Here is a 17,387-nt window from a genome sequence, read left to right as displayed (position 1 = left end):
CAGGAAGATATAAATCATCATTCGTAATGGAGGAAATTTGTATGGAATCGAGTTCAAGTAAATCTAAACTTATACTGGATGTTAATATTACTGAGGCAGGATATGAAACGGATGTTGCAACCATATCTAATATTTCAATTCAAATTCATCAAGGAGAACTAGTCGGCTTAATCGGTCCTAATGGAGCAGGCAAAAGCACTACGATTAAAACCATAATGGATATTACACCTTACCACCTTGGACATATTAACATTGGCGGTCAATCTGGTACTTACGCTTACGTGCCAGAACAACCGATCTATTATGAATATTTCACATTATGGGAGCATCTGTGGTTTGTAGCATCAGTTAATGGAATCGAAGAATCTGACTTCGAACAACGTGCAGAGGAACTCTTAAAGAAATTCAAACTGGTAGACCAGAAACATCATTATCCAAGCAGCTTCTCCAAAGGAATGAAGCAAAAACTTATGCTTATTCTCGCATTCCTATTACAACCAGATTTATATATTGTTGATGAACCATTTGTCGGTCTTGATCCACAAGCTACAATTGATTTCTTGGCGTTACTTGATGATGCAAGAGATCAAGGTGCTGGTGTACTGATGAGTACGCATATGCTTGATACTGCCGAAAGAAGATGTGACTCCTTTGTTCTAATTCATCAAGGAAAAGTTGTCGCTAGCGGAACTCTAGATGAAATAATAAAGGTTGCAAATCTAGATGAACAAGCTACTTTATTTGATTGCTTTCATACGCTAACTACGGATGTGATCTCTTGCTGACAATGGCACAATTATTCAAAGTTAGACTGAAACAACATTATTTGCGAATTTATAAGGTATTAGAAAGTATTTGTGACTGGTCTGTATGGCTCTATATCATTATCCCTGCTGTAGTTATATTCATCGGATTTTATCGGGAGTGGTGGATAGATATGCCACAGTGGGCATTAAATATTCCGTGGGATATGGTATGCCTGATCATCATTACAATTATTGTCTGCATAGGTCAAATTAAAATATTTGTAGAAGATGCTGATCAAGTCGTATTGCTCCAAAAGCCCAGTTGGCTATTGTCATTAAAGCGCTTTGGCTTAGTGTATTCATGGTTCGTACTTCAGCTTATAACCTTATGTGTATCGTTAGTACTACTTCCTTTTCTAGTTCTAGTTAGCAAGTGGACTGCTCTGCAAATATTAATGCTTGTAACATATGTAGCGATAAGCAGTATCATCCCTCTGATCGTGAATCATCGTTGGACAATTACTGCAGCTTGGTGGAAGCAATTGCTGCTACAACTACTCATTTTCATAATAAATAGTTGCATCATAATAGTACCTATGTTCCTTTATCTTGCAAATATTTTCCCATACTGGATTAGCATAATTATTTATTTTGTCGTTGCCCTCATTCTGATTAAAGATTATGCAATGACCCCACTTAACTTTCAGCAAAATTTGTCTATTGCAAATGAGAATAAAATACTTTTTACACGGACGATTCTAAGCCAGTCTATAGAGTTAACTTCCACTAGCAAACGAAAAATGCCAATACTATTCAAAAAATCACAGCGGTTGTCGAGTCGTAACGATGTTGGAAGTATCATTGGAGAGTTATATATTAAATCTTTGTTGCGAGACGTAGGACAATTGAAAGTATGGTTAATGTTCCTTTCTGTAAGTTGCTTTGCAGTAACACAAGTTCCCGGATATGCACCATTCGCTGTCATAATATTCCTTGCCTATATTGTATTCAATCTCTTTAACCTGCAGTGGGAACTATGGTGTAAACAAGATTTTATATCTCTATATATGAAGCTCGTTGAACAACCACTAATGGCTAGACGTAAGGCTCGAAATCCGTTGATCGCATTATTTATACTCATATGGTTGATTGTAGCTACATGTATGCAATTTTTATAATAATTATTAATTAGAAAAAGATAGAAGGAGACACACTAATGACTGCCTACGACAAAGCAAAATATCATTATGAGAACGATTTCCCTAACGAATTGTCCCAAGATCAAGCTTATGTACATATTGGTTTCTTTCTAGGATGGCTAATCGAAAAAGACCTTTGTAGTGAAGAGTTTCTGGAAGATTTCATAGAGGACATTGAAGCTTTCAAAGCAAGAAAACTCACAAGCCCACAGCTGTTAAAAAAAGCTGCTGGTGTCCTTGCCTCTGATATGCTGAGTGAGGAAGGAAATGCCTTTACCGAAAGCGGATACGATAGCTATATGAGCGATTATTTATATTTCCTAGATCAAGAAGATGCCGAATCTGTTTATCACGTTCCTGATACATGGGAGAATTACGAGATGATTCGTGAGCGACTAGATGAAGAGTATGAAATCTGGTCTGAAAAATGAATCGAGCTTTCTAATTGAAAACAATCCTGATCATTTCTCATATATATCCTCTCAATAATATTAGTATTGTTAGTATAAGGCTTGATGGAGCTTGGGTTTTCCCCAAGCTCCATCAAGCCTTTTCACAATGGGTACAGGTAGTGATACTTCAATCTATTCCCCATCTTCCTTAACGATAAATTTCTCATTAAGACTTGTATTTCGTTTTTGATTGCGAAATGTAGCTATCGCGTGTGCAATCGCATTCGATTGACCAATGACACAACTGAAGTCCTTGGCTCTTGTATAGCCCGTATAGAAAATACTATTATCTAACATATTATAGTTTTCCATCATAACCACCATCAATACGGCAGGCCATTGTGAGCCTTGTGACTTATGAATGGTCATAGCATAACAATGATCGAGTTCATCGAATTGATTCATATACTTAACGTATCCTTCTTCATACCGAACGACGATCACATATTCTTCTTCATCATTTTGTTGATTGATTCTATATATTTCTTCAATAACTCCACATTCACCATTGGTTATACCAACTAATTTGCTATTTTCCTCATAGACATTTAGATTCGATTTTATATACCATTTCATCTGATAGTTGTTAGCGATATGAATAACTTTATCACCTGGCTTAAAATATAACGGTATTTCTTCTACTTCGTCACTACCACTTACTTGCTTCGCTATCCTTCGATTTTCAACCTTCACTGTTTCTTCATTCGTATTAAATGCTTGTTGGATCATCCAGTTCATCACATATGTGCCTACCTCGCCTTTACGCTGCGGGCATAACACCTGGACATCTTCTAATGATAGATCTCTAGTTTGCAACAATCTACTAATGGAACGAATAATCGTATCTTGTACTCGCTCAGCTTCATGCTGATAAATAACGTAGGCATCTAACGTTTCTGCACTTGTATCAATCATTTCACCTTGAATGATTTTGTTAGCATTAATAATAATTCCTGAATCCTCTGCTTGACGCTTAACGACATCAAGTGTAATGACAGGAATCATATCGCTACTAATTAAATCATGTAGCACATTACCTGCTCCTACACTCGGTAATTGCTTCGTATCTCCCATAAAGATCACTTTACAATGAGGTGGAATGGCGCTGAATAAATGCTTTGCTAGTACGATATCTAACATAGAACTTTCATCAAGCACTAGACAATCAATATCAAGTGGTTGCTTCTCATTATGCTCAAAACCACCATCTGGTTTATATTTAAGCCCACGATGAATCGTTGTACACTCTCGTCCCGTCGCCTTAGCCGCTACCTTTGATGCCTTTCCAGTAGGAGCAAACACCTTTACTTTGAACGGCATATTCATCTTCTCATATTGTTTTTCCAATAAAGCTAAAATAACTTTAAGCGTAAATGTTTTACCACAGCCAGCACTGCCATTCAAAATATACATGCCGCCTGTTTGCTGTGTAAAGTGGTTAACCGCTTCTGCCTGCTTAGATTCTAGATGCAAATGATTAACTTGAAGATAGGACTGTATATCGCCTTCTACTCCGTCAAAACTGATCGTAGGATGAAGCATTATCCGTAATATTTTGGCTGCAACGATGAGTTCAGATTGATAGACTTCTGGTAAATAAATTCGCCCATCCGACTCAACTAGCTTCATTCGATCAATTAATCGTTGCACATGTTGATTAATCGAATCTATCTCAAATGACAACACCGTAAATCGATGTTCCAGCTTCATCAGGCGGTATCCTTCAGCTTTATAGCGCGCATAATGTGCTGCAACCTCATTATAATTAAGCTCATAGGATAGTAAGCTTAATTCATAAATAATGTTAGCTTGTCCTTCATATTCATTAAGAAGTTGCTCCATTTCTAATGCTGTAAGTCGAATATCTAAGGTAACTTTTACCCTCTGCAATAGTTCCTCACGCATTAAGAAACAATGCCCCTCTTGCGATGACTCCCGCAATACGTAACGTATCGCTGCCAGCATACGGCTGTTACCTGTAAGATCAAAGCCTAGTTCTCGCGCAATTTGATCGCATCTGCGGAATCCAAATCCTTTTACTAAACGAATAAGGATATACGGATTTTTCTGAATAACTTGATCTACCTCATGCCCTAACTCCTTGATCAGCTTCTTAGCTTGATTAAGTGTCATGCCCCAGTTCATCAACTTAGCAAGCAAATCATAGTCTCCATCTAGCACTTTTATTTGCTTACTCCAGCTCTCTACCTGCTTCTGCCCTATACCAGAGATCTCATTGGCAATTCGCTCTGGATTGTTCATTAAAATATCAATGATCTCTATTCCATAGGTTTCATATAGTAGTAGCGCTCGCTTCTGCAATCCTTTGAGGCTTTGCAAGAAAACAATAACCCCTTCAGGAGTTGTTGGCTTTTCAACTTTGATAGAATGGATCTTTATTTGCTTACTATTTTTATATAAAGTAACTGTACCTTCGATGAGATAAGACTGTCCCTCTTGCAGTGCAAATGGCATTTCGCCTGAGATGGTAAATGTCTTTTTCTTCTCTTCGATACACATATAAGCTCCATAGTTTGTTTCTTCATCGAAAAAGACTTCTCCGCCTATGGTTACTTTGCGCTTGATTTTCTGATTGTCTTCCATCTGCTGGAGCCAGTCAGGAAGTGATTGTTTTGTAAGTCTCGTTGGCCAAGACATTGGGTTCACCTTCTTTAAGTGATACTAACGTGAGCTATCCTTATCGCTGTATAAATTATCGGGTAATTTGTGGGGGCTGTCTAGTGGGAGTTGTTTTTTGGGGGTGAACTTCTTAGTGGCTAGAGTTGATGAATGTATTAAAGGTCCATCAACAATTCTCATAATTGTTGATGGACCTTTCACTTTAGATGGTTTTAGTGGAGCTTAAATTCAAATATTTAATCGTATGTGAAACATGCCCTTTTAATCGTCGGTTTAGCCGGGTTTAGCTCTCTTTGTATTCCTTTCCTTTATAACGAAGTAAGATTTTCCACCTTTGATTCTATTAAGGGGTTTAAACACAGTAAATTAATCTATTCGGTTGATTCTTTTATTTTCTGACCATCAATATTACCCGCTCCACAGGTGTTGTGTACTGGTCGCAATATGTATTTCTAGATGTTGTGGCACTTATCTAGGAAAAATTGGTGTTCTTAATTTACTAATATTTTATTATTTCATTGTATTTCCTGGTTAAATATCGAAAAAGACAATTATTACATATTTTCTTTTCTTAGTTTCTTTTCTCATTGCTAGCTGTAAAAGTCTCAGAATGATTTGTATCAATAATGTCTATGTTATAACTATTTTTACTAAGCATAATACCATCCTGATCTCTACTTCTTAATCATCCGATATTTTCCATGATAAATCCTTCATTCAATGCTTTTTCATATATTTTATATAATATAACTGCTTGTTTTTCCGAAGGAAGGCCTAATTTACCTGTTGCCAATTTCAGTAAAATATCAAACTCAGTTAGATTCAAACTTGTCCGATTTGAGTTTTGTGAATAGTACTCTAATAATTTTGACCAATCTTTATTTGAAACCTCGATAACAAAACTTTGTGCCTCTATACCTTTATCCATTTTTTTAGTCTTTTTTGCTTCTTTTAAGATAAAATTTTGTTGTTCCTTATCTAACAAATAGTTACTAGGTATATCTAATTTGTAATCCAATCCCTTAATGAATTCCCAACAGCTAACTTTCTTAGTCCATTGACCAGGATTTCCAGATCCTTTAGGAGGATTTGTGATAACTTTAAAAATATGTTCTGCTAAATTTGCTATTACTTTAATTAATTCATCTGGAACAATTTGTATCTCCCAGATTCGTGTAAAATCAAAATAACTTTTATTTTTACCTAGATAATAAGAAAAATATGAAATTGTGTATGCCACTACATTTGCTCGGAACCCCCCATGATACCAATGAGAGTTAGAAACTATCTGTTCGATAGATCTAAATAAAATAACACGTGAAATAGCATCTTTATAATACTCCTCAGTTATCGTTAAATTATTTTTTTCAAGTTCGTAACTTATATGTTCAGCAAAACTGACGAAACTTTCTTGTCCGCCTTTTGATACAACACTAGGCTTTTGAAGCCACGATATTTCAGATTTAGCCAGTGAAGTTTTGTCTATCTTTTTATCTCTAGGGAAAGACTTTTCAAACTTTTTCTTTTCCGATAAACTTAAATAAGATTGTTCATTTAGATATTCTCCTCTCACACGTTCATAGAACCAACGCTCTCTTACTTGTGAACTAGATGGTATCCATGTTTTTGATGAGTATACCTTAAATTCTTTATGGAATGGGCTATTAGAAAAGAAGTCTGATTTATTAACTTTATTTTGTGTATTTGCATATTCAGCTACTTTAGCAACAAAGTCACCGTGATTTTCAGTATTATCTACCACAGATATTTTCATTTGAACACAAACATTAGAAATATCAGTTTTATGCGTTTTTTTTGCAGCATAAATTGAAGATGTTGTTTGTCCTCCATTTACTATTTGTAGATTATGAATTTTAATAATGTCTCCTTGACTATTAAAATCTAGAGCTGAAGCTGTTGCTGTAATACCATTGTTATAAGCAAAAAACATTTCTGGTGCTCCATCTATTGTGTTACGAATCCCTTTGTTTATACCACCTCTAAATTGTAAAAATGTGCGTACATTCTGCTCTAATAGTTTTTTTCCAAATCTATCATATATCTCATATAATTGATTTCCCGTAATAAAGGTCATATAAGAGCGATACTTTTCGGTATTAGTTGGTGCTTCTAAACAAGGTAAATTCACATCTACTTCAAAAGATGTATCTGCATTTTGAGCGCTGTAATTGTTAAAAAGATATTCTAAATCTACAATCAGTGTCTCAATCTGCATACTATCTATAGACTTCAAAATAATTTCCTTGTATGATCTTGATTTTTTACCATCTGATATTAGTATTATCTTAATTCTATTGATTTTCACGTGCTGATATTTGTCATAAATAAAATATGACATTGAAAAACTATCTGAAGTCTCTTCTAATTCTCTATATAATCCTTCAATAGACTTTACAACGAAATTATATGCTCTCTTTATCTTTTGTTCTATTAATTTACTTGTTAAAGTTTCAATATTATCCTCTTGAAATAACTCTGATATAACTATAGATAATACTTGTCTATCCTCATCGTAAGAAAACCCAGATACTTCCATAGGATAACGTCCTACTAAGTGTTTATAGTAAGCACTCGTCAAATTTGGTGCTAATTCTCCTGTTTCTACTAATTCTTCACAAATAAGCTCATAAAAGACTTCACTACAACTCATCGATCTACTAGTAGCACTTGCTAATATATCTTGAATCATATTTTCATGAAATTCCTCTATTTTCGCTAACAATGTTCATCACCTCAAAAGTATAATTCTTCAATACTTATTTGATAATTTTTACATGCAGTTAAGTCAATTTTATAATTAAGTGAAATAATCTCATTAGCCACTTGCATGGATGTAATTCTTGGGAATCCATCTATTATATTGTAATAATTTGTATTATCTACTATATAACTATCTAATTGCTCTTCTTTAAATATTAAAGAAGAATAACCATATGACCATAGCTTTGTTTCAAATATTTCTATCAGTTCATCTTCTCTATTGACTGTCAATTGTTGCTTAATTCTATTTGCAATGGTTTCAACACTTTCTCCGCTTTCACTCTTTGTTAGCGCATAGGTAACTAGATACAAGTGTTCTTTCTCGGTCCATAATTGTTCCTTAGATGAAATCGTTACTTTTTCACCTTGCGATGTTCGATAAGACTTCACTTCAACTACTGATTTATCTAATAAAAAATCTTGTTTATCTGCATCTGCACCAACCCATGATTGAATAGCTTTAGCAATGCTTAACTTAGTAGCCACAATATCATGAAGAAATTTCAACTCAGTAATTAATCCCATCTGTTTTTCCACCGAGAATACAATATTTTTATTTTGTGCTAATAAGCTTTTCCATCTATTTATACGATTCTGCACTTGAATAACCATAGATTTTTCATTCTTAGTTTCTCTTGCAACAGATATTAAATCTTCACATAGTCTTTTAAATATTTGCCAATCCTCTTTTTTCTTTAGAATAATTACCCATTGATAGTAACTAGATATGTCATAATTGAATACCTTAATTTCGATGTCTTGTAAATTCAAAAGTTGATTAGGAGTGTTTTCTTCCTTATCTATATTAATATATAATGCATAATCACCGTTCTTTTCCACTCCCCAGAAAAAATCATATTTCAATTTGGAATCAACAAGTTTTTCTGCACCAGCATTAATATTTTCCCATGGGTTACTCGATATCATCATCTGAATCCTCCTGCTCCGCTAGTGACCTTTCTAAGTTATCTAAATATACTTGATTTACTTTTAATTTAATGTTACGATTTCCACTTTCTATAGTTGTTGGGAAACTAATACTAAACGCACCCACAACCTTCTTCTTTCCATGAGAATTTTCCGAATCAGAAATTAAAGTAGCATCAACCAAATGTAGCATTAATAATGGTCGTTTTAATTTTTCCCTTGCGGCTTTCCTTCTTGAAAACTCTTCGATTTGTTTATTGATTAAATCATCCTCAACTAATCCCTGTTTTCGTTTTTCTTTTGCATATTTTTTCTTCTCCTGATTTTCTTTAAGTTCATTAATCTCTTCCTTAGTCAATGTTACTTCTTCAGCATTACCAGAAGAAACCTGTCTATTTCTAAATTCATAACGATCATCTTTTATATCTAATTGTCGCTCTTGAAGTTGACCGTACTTTACTCCATCAATCATGATAGGCTCTTCGCTTTGACCTTTAAATAAAACAATATCCCATTTTATATCTATATCTTTAGCATAAGCTTTTACAAAATTCACTGGCATTCTAGAGTACATACCGAATTCATCTGATTCTGGAGAGTAAAATTTAAAGTTATTCAAAAAATCTATCACGATATTTCTATTTTTTTCTTCCCATATAATTGGTTTCTTTTCATTTAAAGTAGTTATTCCTAGATTTCGAACTAAATTTTCAATTAAATTTATATTATCTTTTGTATCACTTTCATTAGCAGGAATCCAACTTGTCTCCTTTAGATGACCATCAAGTTTCATCTCAAAATATATATCTTTAGTTTGTTTCAGTTTATTTCTAGCGGTTACTTGTAGACCACTATCTGGATGTTGCTGTACCGCTAATCCAAAATCACGAGGTGTTAATTTTAATCGTGCCATTTTTCGCAAACTATCAACTAAATCTAAAGTTGCTTCAATAATAGTTGTAAAACTATTAAAAGTAGTGTTTGTCATATACATTTTGCAAAGGTCTTCATAATTCTGTCGATATCCGAACCATCTTCCCATTTGCATTAATGTATCATAAAAAACGGTTGTTCTTAAGAAATAACTTACACTTAATCCTTCTAATGTATACCCCCTTGCTAAACTGCTTCCACCTACTACAATGAAATTCACAGCTTTATCTTTTGGATATTCTAATTCAATTTTCTTATCTATATGAACTTCTCTGGTATCTATTAATTCAACTACTTCATTTAGCTTTGATAATACAGTTGCCCAGTCAAATTCCAAACAGGAATATATGTTAATGAAAGTATCTTGTAAACTCTGTATATATGGATTATTTATTCTTTTTGACTCATGTGAAAATTCACCATGCACTACAATAGCCTGTTGAATTTTCTCTAGATATTCAGAAACTTTCAAATAAATTCTATGATGTACCCTTGTAAATCTTGTGACGTGTATCATCATACTATTATGTTTATCTTCTTGTCTCCTAAGATGTCTAATCGCTACGTTTAATATGAATAGGCGTATAGCCTCTTCTAAACTTTTGGGTAATTCATCAATTTCTAAATCTCTTTTATGTATAGCCGGAATAATATCTAAGTGATCTTTTACTGTAGCTAAATATTTTTTCGTTGGATCTAAGAAAATTTTAGCAGCTCCAAAATAACTTGTAGGTGCTTCTAATGCATAGATAAAATCTTCTGGAAATAAATCTTTTCCAAATTCTTTTGATTCGGCTTTGTAATCTATAAATATATTCGCATACGGTGTAGCAGTGTAAGCGACATATGCGCTTTTCCTAAATAAAGCAATCAATTCTCTAATCTTCTTATTAATACTTGTTGGATTATTCTCATCTTTTGTATTTATCGATGCATAATCACTCTCGTCATCAATTAGCAACATAGCATGGTCTTTCACTTCTTCTTGATAGTGTGATTTAAGCCACTCGATTACATTAGTTAATGTTCTTGTATTTTTCTTTATTACAAGTATGATTGGACGAGTTCCCATATCTAAATCTAATCCTTGTTTAGCCCCAGTTGCATCTGACTTATTAAAATCAGTAACTTTTGTAGTTAAACTAACAGGTGTTCGCTTTTTATCTGAATTAGCAAAGTTACCAACACCCACAAAATTTATACCTTCTCTACCTATAAAGCTTTCATTTAATCTTTCTTGTGTTTGATTACGTAAATTATTTAACCCTCCAGCGATAATAACTATAAATTTATATCCTGCATCAGCAGCTTTACTCACTAATGCAGAATAATTTCCCGTTTTACCAGATTGAACATGTCCAACTACCATACCATATCTTGAGAATTGCACTTCATTTTGTGGGTTAGCCAGATTGTTCATAACAACATCAGTATCTTCATCTATTGTTTTTACAACCTCATAAGGAAGAGTTTGTGATATGAATTTTTTGTATCTACTCCAGTAATAAGTCTCAATTTCTTTTTTCACATCACGTGTCCACCACTGTAAGTCTCTTTTTTGTTGTTCTTCACTACTTACAATTGTTCCTCTTTCATGGGTAACATCAAAATGCATTTTCAATTCTTTAATCATTCTAGACCATTCATCTTCTGTAACTGTTATTAAACTTTCTATTTTGTTATATGCAATGATTCCCGCAGCTTGCTCTGGTGTGAAAATAGTCATATAACCTTTAACTTCCTCTAATTCCTTTTCAATTTGACCCACCTCTAGTGGTTTTATCGCTTTTTCTAACCGATCATATATATATGTTTTTATAATTTCAAAATTATTAACTTGATGTTTTATCATTAATTAATAGCCCCTTCCTATTTATAAACATTTCCGTTTTTAAAAGCTCTGCAATACGCTCTTCACTTAAATTCAAAGTTCTTAATTTTATAGATAATTCCAGCAATTCCTCTTCAGTGAATATTTCAGATTGATTTATCTTATGTGGTTCACTTAGCATATGAGATTGAATAGCCGTTAGAGGTAAATATGCTTCAACTGCCTTCAAATATGAGTTTAATAGAATAGCTGTATCCTCATTTAATTGATTCATAATCTCTCTCAAAACTGGTTGTTCCTTGTTAATTAAAAAATGTATATTTTCCTCATCTAATTTAATTTCCCAAAAAGGAATGCTTGTGATATTATTAAGCCTTTTACCTCTCCCAGTGTATGGCCTAGTACCCTTATCTAACACTGAGTTAAGAATCCGCTTCAATTCATTTTTAATTAAGTTATTCGGAAAGGCGGTAGCTTTTTTTATATCTATATTCCAATAATCATCCTGTAGGTTTGTTGCGTCAATTCGAATTCGAACTAACCTGTGTACATCACTTACTTTATTTAATCCCCACCATGTACCATGAATCAATAATCGTCCTTCTCTATATAAGTAAAACCCTTGAGACTTTGTGTATCCCTCAGATGTTGCATATTTTTCATATTCATTCCGCGATAATTTTGAATGATGCGGTAAAATATATGGTTGCACAGTAATAATTGTACTATCTATTTTCAATTTTTCATGTTGAAGAGTTTGAGTAGCTAGGTTATTCGCATTAAAAGGATTAAAAGCTATTAACGCTTTTCCATTCACTGAAATCATCAATTTCTTTTTCTTAATTTCACCTTCTAAGAAACGATGAAATACTAGTGACAAATGTTCTCTTAAACCATATATTTTTTCTGTAAATGTATCTTTTGATAATCCATCGATTTCTTGCCACACTATTAGAGTTCCTGATGACATCCGCTTCAAAATATTATATTGGGAAATCCCCTTTAACATTTCTTCTGAGGGTGTAATCAAATTCCACTCATCTGAATTTTCAATGAAATCTAGATCCCATTGTCTACTGTACATTTTATCATCACACTTAGTGATTACTGTTAATTTTTTGCATTGTGAAAAAGACGCTGTTTTCATGCCCAAACCAAAACGTCCTAAATCATTTTCGGCACGTTTAGCATTTGGATTTTTACTTCCTAATCTCATTGCTTCAACTAATTCTGTTTCACTCATTCCTGAACCATTATCTAATAGACTCAACAAAATACTAGAATCTTCTTCAGCATGTATATGAATTTCAGTTGCATTAGCTGAAATACTATTATCTAAAATATCTGCTACCGCAATTTCAAATGTGTAACCCATATCTCTTAAAGAATTAATAAAGTTTGTAACATTAGGTCTTATAATGTCAGTTTTCAATCCTATCACCCTAGTTTCAAATTTCATTTCCTATTATTACAATCCTACACCAAATTTGATATATTTTACAGGACTAATAATAAATCGAAATATGAGAAAAATAAAATTCTAACCTATCTCTTCTATTGAATCCATTTTCCCGAGAGTTTATCTTTTACATTTAATTAATAACATAAAACAAGATATTTTTTTGAATAATCAATTATATTAATCCACATTTCTAATGAATATTAAGGAAAGACTTCAATATATTTTAAGAATCCCTCTCAGATAAATTATACTTTTCGAGACTAACTTTCAAAAAATAAAATCCTGATTCTTTAGAATCAGGATTTTATTTTAAAGATATTTGGTTTTTAATATATCACTTAATTTTAGACTTACATTAATCCCTAAATAATATAATATTTTTTCTGCTATTGCTCTTCCTAGAATTGGTGGAACAGCATTTCCTATTTGTTGATATTGAGAATCTTTTGAACCAATAAAAACAAAATCATCAGGAAATGTTTGTAACCGAGCCACTTCTCGAATACTAATTGCTCTATCTTTACTCGGATGAATCCACATTGATTTTCGAGCATTAATGACTGTATTAGAGGGTCTATCGTATCTCAGTCTGAAATACACTGAATTTTGAGTTCTATCTGGATCTGCATAAGATAATTTATAAGATTCTTCTAAGTCATGAAAGTTTTGTCCTTGTTGTAAAGCTTTAAACCTTGATAATGCAGTATCTGTAGTATTCGTCATCATATGATTTCTAACTGTTTTAGTATCACTACTCAGATACCGTAACAATAAATTCTCATTAACATATTTTGTTTTAGAAATAGCTCGTTCCGCTTCAATCGATGTAAAAGGTGTTATATGTTCTAAATCATATATAGCATCCCTGACAGTAAAATATTGATTGTCTTTAAAAATAGGAGTTGGTAAGACTACAGGGCTATCTCCGATAATATTCATCTTTACACCTATTAGTACAAGTCGTTCTCGCATCTGAGGTGCACCAAAACTAGCTGCGTTAAGAATATACTCACTATTAGTTCTATACCCTAAATAATTGAACTTTGCCAACAAATAATCCATCACGTTATAAGATTTCACATCAATAATTAGATCACTATCTTTAATGCTTATTGTAGATACTTCTATGCCATTATTAAGAATTTCATTCATACGCATCATTATTTTTTCAATTTCAACAATTTCTTTAATTATATCAATTATTTTCAAAAGAGTTTCATCACTACGATCACTCTGATTCAGCAAATCGCCAAGTTCCAACCACTGTTCTTTAAACGTTATAGACCAATACTTGTTGTGCATTGCCTCCCAATTATTAATACTTCGAGTTAGTATTCGCTCGTTTCTTTTAATATACTCTTTTGCCTCATTTGGTTTTTTAACTATTTGAGTTAATTTGGAATACAATAATTTATCAATGATTATATAATCTCTTAATGACTCAACTTCCAGATTTTCAAGCAAGAATCCCATAATTTCGAATGTTCCAAGTGATTTATTACCTAAAATTAATTTTTCTGAAAATAAATCTAATTTTAAAATTTCTACAATTTCTTTATGTTCTTGTTTAGAATAAAAGAACTTATGTTTTTTTGATTGCATGGCTTTCACATTTTCCATTACAAATGAACTAGGATTAAGTTCCTCTATCGCACGTACGTATTCTTTTACTAATTGATTGTTCATTGAGATTAAATTTGTTTTTTGGCGATTAGCATTTGAAAAACCTTGGCATGGAGGTCCTCCAAATACAATATCAATTTTAGGATAGCTAGCAAGTATTTCTTGTCTAAAATTCACATTTCGAATATCCGAATAAAATTTAATTTTATTATCTGTATTAAACGTTCTATGATTATGTTGATAAGTTTTCTTAGCAGACTCATTATTTTCTATAGAAGCAACGACATCTATAAGACCGGTTTGCATAAAACCAACACTCATACCGCCAGCTCCAGAAAATAAATCTACTGCTGTTAATTTTTTTTCACTCATTATTTACGCCCCTCAAATACGAACAATTGTTCCTTATACTAGCAGCTTATCACTATTCAATAAGATTTTCAAGCAATTTATATAAGATATTAAGATATCACAAAATTGTATTACTAGCTATACAAACATAGTTGATTCATTATATCTGATCAATCATAGACCACAAAAATGTATGAATTGGAGAACTTCTCACGAAGCTATTATGGAAGAGATGTCGCATTTGGATTGACAATCGATCTAATACTATTCTTATATAAAGTAACTGCTCCTTCAATAAGAAAAAGACTGGTTACTAATCGAAATAACATAGATCAGTAACCAATCTTTAGAGTTTCTAAATAATTAATAAATTACTGAATTCCTTAGTAGTTGATCTGCGACAACCATTACAAAACTTATATACTAATAAATCGCAACCAGTTGATTCAAGTACTTTAAGTATGACGATCGCTCGATACTTGGGCTTAAGTTGATTAAGTAGCTTAAAGATCTATTCATTTGTTCTTCCAGACGCGTTTCGATTATTGGTTGCTCAATTGTCATCTTATGCAGTAAGGCGAACATCCGCTTGTCCTTCTTCAACTTATTGAGACATAATCGGTGAGCAATTGTCATCAACCAACCAATAAAGTTCCCTTCATCTTTATATTGGTGCAAATGCTGAAAGGCGTTAATAAAAGTTTCCTGCACAATATCCTCGCCATCTTGACGACTAGTCAACATTGGATAACAGTATTGATATACCTTTTGTTGACTCATCTTCACTAGTTCTGAGAAGGCTTGATGATCTCCATGCTGTGCTTTACTAACAAGATTTTCGATCTGCTCACTAGTCAATTGTTTTCCCCCCTTTCTTGTATACCTACTAAAGTAACAATTGAAGTCTCCCAAATGTGACACTTTATTTCATTACGATCAAAATTTCATTTTTTTTGAAATCATCAATAGAAATTTGATACAATGAATAACTCGATCGTATGTTATTTTGATAATGAGGAGGCTATTCCCCATGAAAATTCACATAATCGGTGCCTCTGGCACCGGCAAAAGCACTCTAGCTAAATTCATAAGTGAACAAGAGAATATAAAGTGGATAGATACCGATCATTATCTATGGAAAGATGATTTCTTTACAGAAAATAACCAGGTAGAATTACGTAGAGTTATGTATCAACATGATATAGAAACTAACAGTAACTACATCGTTTCTTGATCTGTTTTTTCGTGATTTCCTGAAGGATTTGTCGATCGTGATCTACTAGTATTCCTTTCCCTTGATGAGAAGGATCGTATGGAACGATTACGTACTAGAGAAATAAAGCGAAACGGCTTAAATTCGATGTTGCTTGATGAAAATGGTTTATATACGAATGACTTTTTGGAATGGTGTAAATGCTATTGGACGGAAGAAGATCAAAGTATGGGCGGTACTTATGCAGAACAATTGTACCAGATGGAGCTATCCAAGAGTGCTGTTATCAAGTTAGATAGCTCGCAACCTGTTGAACAATTGTACAAAGAAGTAATGAATAATATTCAATAATGAATTCACTCTGGATGAATGACACGGAGTTATTGCTTAATTGCCTTAATTCTTATTCGTTTATAATCCGCATACCAATAACCTTCTTTGAATAGATCCACTCTTGCTTTATTAGCTATTTTGGCAAATATAATGTTCTTTTCTGTTTCTCCGAGATCTTGGAAATAGTTATCTGAAAAAGATACCAACCAATCTCTCAATCCATTTTCACCGTCTTCTAGTTTGGTTGGTCGATCAAAATGAATTGCATACGTTACCCGAAAACCTTGTTTCTCAAGCAAAGAACTATACTCTCCTATAGTTGGAAAGTACCACGGATTAAGCTTCGTAGCATCTTTTCCGTAATCTTCAGCAAGAACTTCATTGATAGAATTGACAATAGTTGCAACGTTATCGCATCCTCCAAATTCAGCTATAAATCTTCCTCCATTGGATAGTGCATTCCATACACAAGTTAACACTTTCTCTGGATTTTTCATCCAGTGTAGCGCTGCGTTAGAAAAGACAGCATCGAACGATTGTTCAACGGTAAAAGCTTCACCGTTTTCAATTTGAAAATTAATATGAGGATATTTTTCTCGAGCTTTTTCAATCATCTCTTTGGAGAAATCTATGCCGAGAACATTCGCTCCATAATTAGAAATTTCATATGCCAAGTCTCCTGTTCCACAACCCAGATCGAGGATACTCTCTCCTTTTATAGGGTTAAGAAGCTCCACAACCCCCTTACCAAATTCAGAAATAAAGCTTAATCTTTTGTCATATAAGTCCGACTTCCAAACTTGACTCGAATCCATAGCATACCAGCTCCTTAGACTTAGTAATGTACATCTAATTGTAATACACTCTCACAACAAACATTTATAGCTAACGAATCA

General features: G+C 33.1%; 13 protein-coding genes. 5 read left to right on the top strand and 8 right to left on the bottom strand.

The window, feature by feature from the left end; all coding sequences use genetic code 11:
* Positions 1 to 41: 41 nt before the first annotated feature.
* Genes NV377_RS10805 through NV377_RS10795 form a run of 3 tightly spaced genes read left to right on the top strand, consistent with a single transcriptional unit; the run spans position 42 to position 2,376 of the window.
* Positions 42 to 785, top strand: coding sequence for an ABC transporter ATP-binding protein (locus NV377_RS10805; RefSeq protein ID WP_258201233.1), 744 nt, complete (start codon positions 42 to 44; stop codon positions 783 to 785).
* Between the two features lie 2 nt (positions 786 to 787).
* Positions 788 to 1,924, top strand: coding sequence for an ABC transporter permease (locus tag NV377_RS10800; protein WP_258201414.1), 1,137 nt, complete (start codon positions 788 to 790; stop codon positions 1,922 to 1,924).
* A 38-nt stretch (positions 1,925 to 1,962) separates the two neighbouring features.
* A complete protein-coding gene (locus NV377_RS10795) occupies positions 1,963 to 2,376 on the top strand; it encodes a DUF7832 domain-containing protein (RefSeq protein WP_258201232.1) in 414 nt (137 codons plus the stop codon).
* Between the two features lie 153 nt (positions 2,377 to 2,529).
* Here NV377_RS10795 and NV377_RS10790 read toward each other — a convergent pair whose 3' ends face one another.
* The 7 genes from NV377_RS10790 to NV377_RS10760 form a co-directional block, all read right to left on the bottom strand.
* Positions 2,530 to 5,055, bottom strand: a complete 2,526-nt coding sequence (locus NV377_RS10790; RefSeq protein WP_258201231.1) for an AAA family ATPase — start codon at positions 5,053 to 5,055, stop codon at positions 2,530 to 2,532.
* A 667-nt stretch (positions 5,056 to 5,722) separates the two neighbouring features.
* Positions 5,723 to 7,780, bottom strand: coding sequence for an AIPR family protein (locus tag NV377_RS10785; RefSeq protein WP_258201230.1), 2,058 nt, complete (start codon positions 7,778 to 7,780; stop codon positions 5,723 to 5,725).
* An 11-nt stretch (positions 7,781 to 7,791) separates the two neighbouring features.
* Positions 7,792 to 8,748 carry a PD-(D/E)XK motif protein gene (locus NV377_RS10780; protein ID WP_258201229.1) on the bottom strand — a complete coding sequence of 319 codons (957 nt, stop codon included), beginning with the start codon at positions 8,746 to 8,748 and terminating at the stop codon, positions 7,792 to 7,794.
* Entirely contained in the window at positions 8,732 to 11,530 is a 2,799-nt protein-coding gene (locus NV377_RS10775; RefSeq protein ID WP_258201228.1) for a Z1 domain-containing protein, read from the bottom strand. Before NV377_RS10775 ends, NV377_RS10780 begins: the two co-directional genes overlap by 17 nt.
* Complete coding sequence (locus NV377_RS10770) at positions 11,511 to 12,941, bottom strand: ATP-binding protein (RefSeq protein WP_258201227.1); 1,431 nt, start codon at positions 12,939 to 12,941, stop codon at positions 11,511 to 11,513. Before NV377_RS10770 ends, NV377_RS10775 begins: the two co-directional genes overlap by 20 nt.
* Before the next feature lie 339 nt (positions 12,942 to 13,280).
* Complete coding sequence (locus NV377_RS10765) at positions 13,281 to 14,966, bottom strand: DNA cytosine methyltransferase (RefSeq protein ID WP_258201226.1); 1,686 nt, start codon at positions 14,964 to 14,966, stop codon at positions 13,281 to 13,283.
* A gap of 402 nt (positions 14,967 to 15,368) precedes the next feature.
* Positions 15,369 to 15,803: an RNA polymerase sigma factor gene (locus NV377_RS10760; RefSeq protein ID WP_258201225.1), complete on the bottom strand. Its 435-nt coding sequence runs from the start codon at positions 15,801 to 15,803 to the stop codon at positions 15,369 to 15,371.
* Between the two features lie 172 nt (positions 15,804 to 15,975).
* Between NV377_RS10760 and NV377_RS10755 the strand changes: the two genes are divergently transcribed.
* Both NV377_RS10755 and NV377_RS10750 read left to right on the top strand, forming a co-directional pair.
* Entirely contained in the window at positions 15,976 to 16,179 is a 204-nt protein-coding gene (locus tag NV377_RS10755; protein WP_258201224.1) for a shikimate kinase, read from the top strand.
* Positions 16,180 to 16,257: 78 nt separating this feature from the next.
* On the top strand, positions 16,258 to 16,509 hold the full coding sequence (locus NV377_RS10750; protein WP_258201223.1) for a P-loop NTPase family protein: 252 nt from the start codon (positions 16,258 to 16,260) through the stop codon (positions 16,507 to 16,509).
* Between the two features lie 29 nt (positions 16,510 to 16,538).
* Here the strand turns inward: NV377_RS10750 and NV377_RS10745 are convergent, their stop codons facing one another.
* A complete protein-coding gene (locus NV377_RS10745; RefSeq protein WP_258201222.1) occupies positions 16,539 to 17,306 on the bottom strand; it encodes a class I SAM-dependent methyltransferase in 768 nt (255 codons plus the stop codon).
* Positions 17,307 to 17,387 lie beyond the last annotated feature (81 nt).

It is taken from the genome of Paenibacillus endoradicis (assembly GCF_024721975.1).
This window is presented reverse-complemented; position numbering and strand designations above follow the sequence as displayed.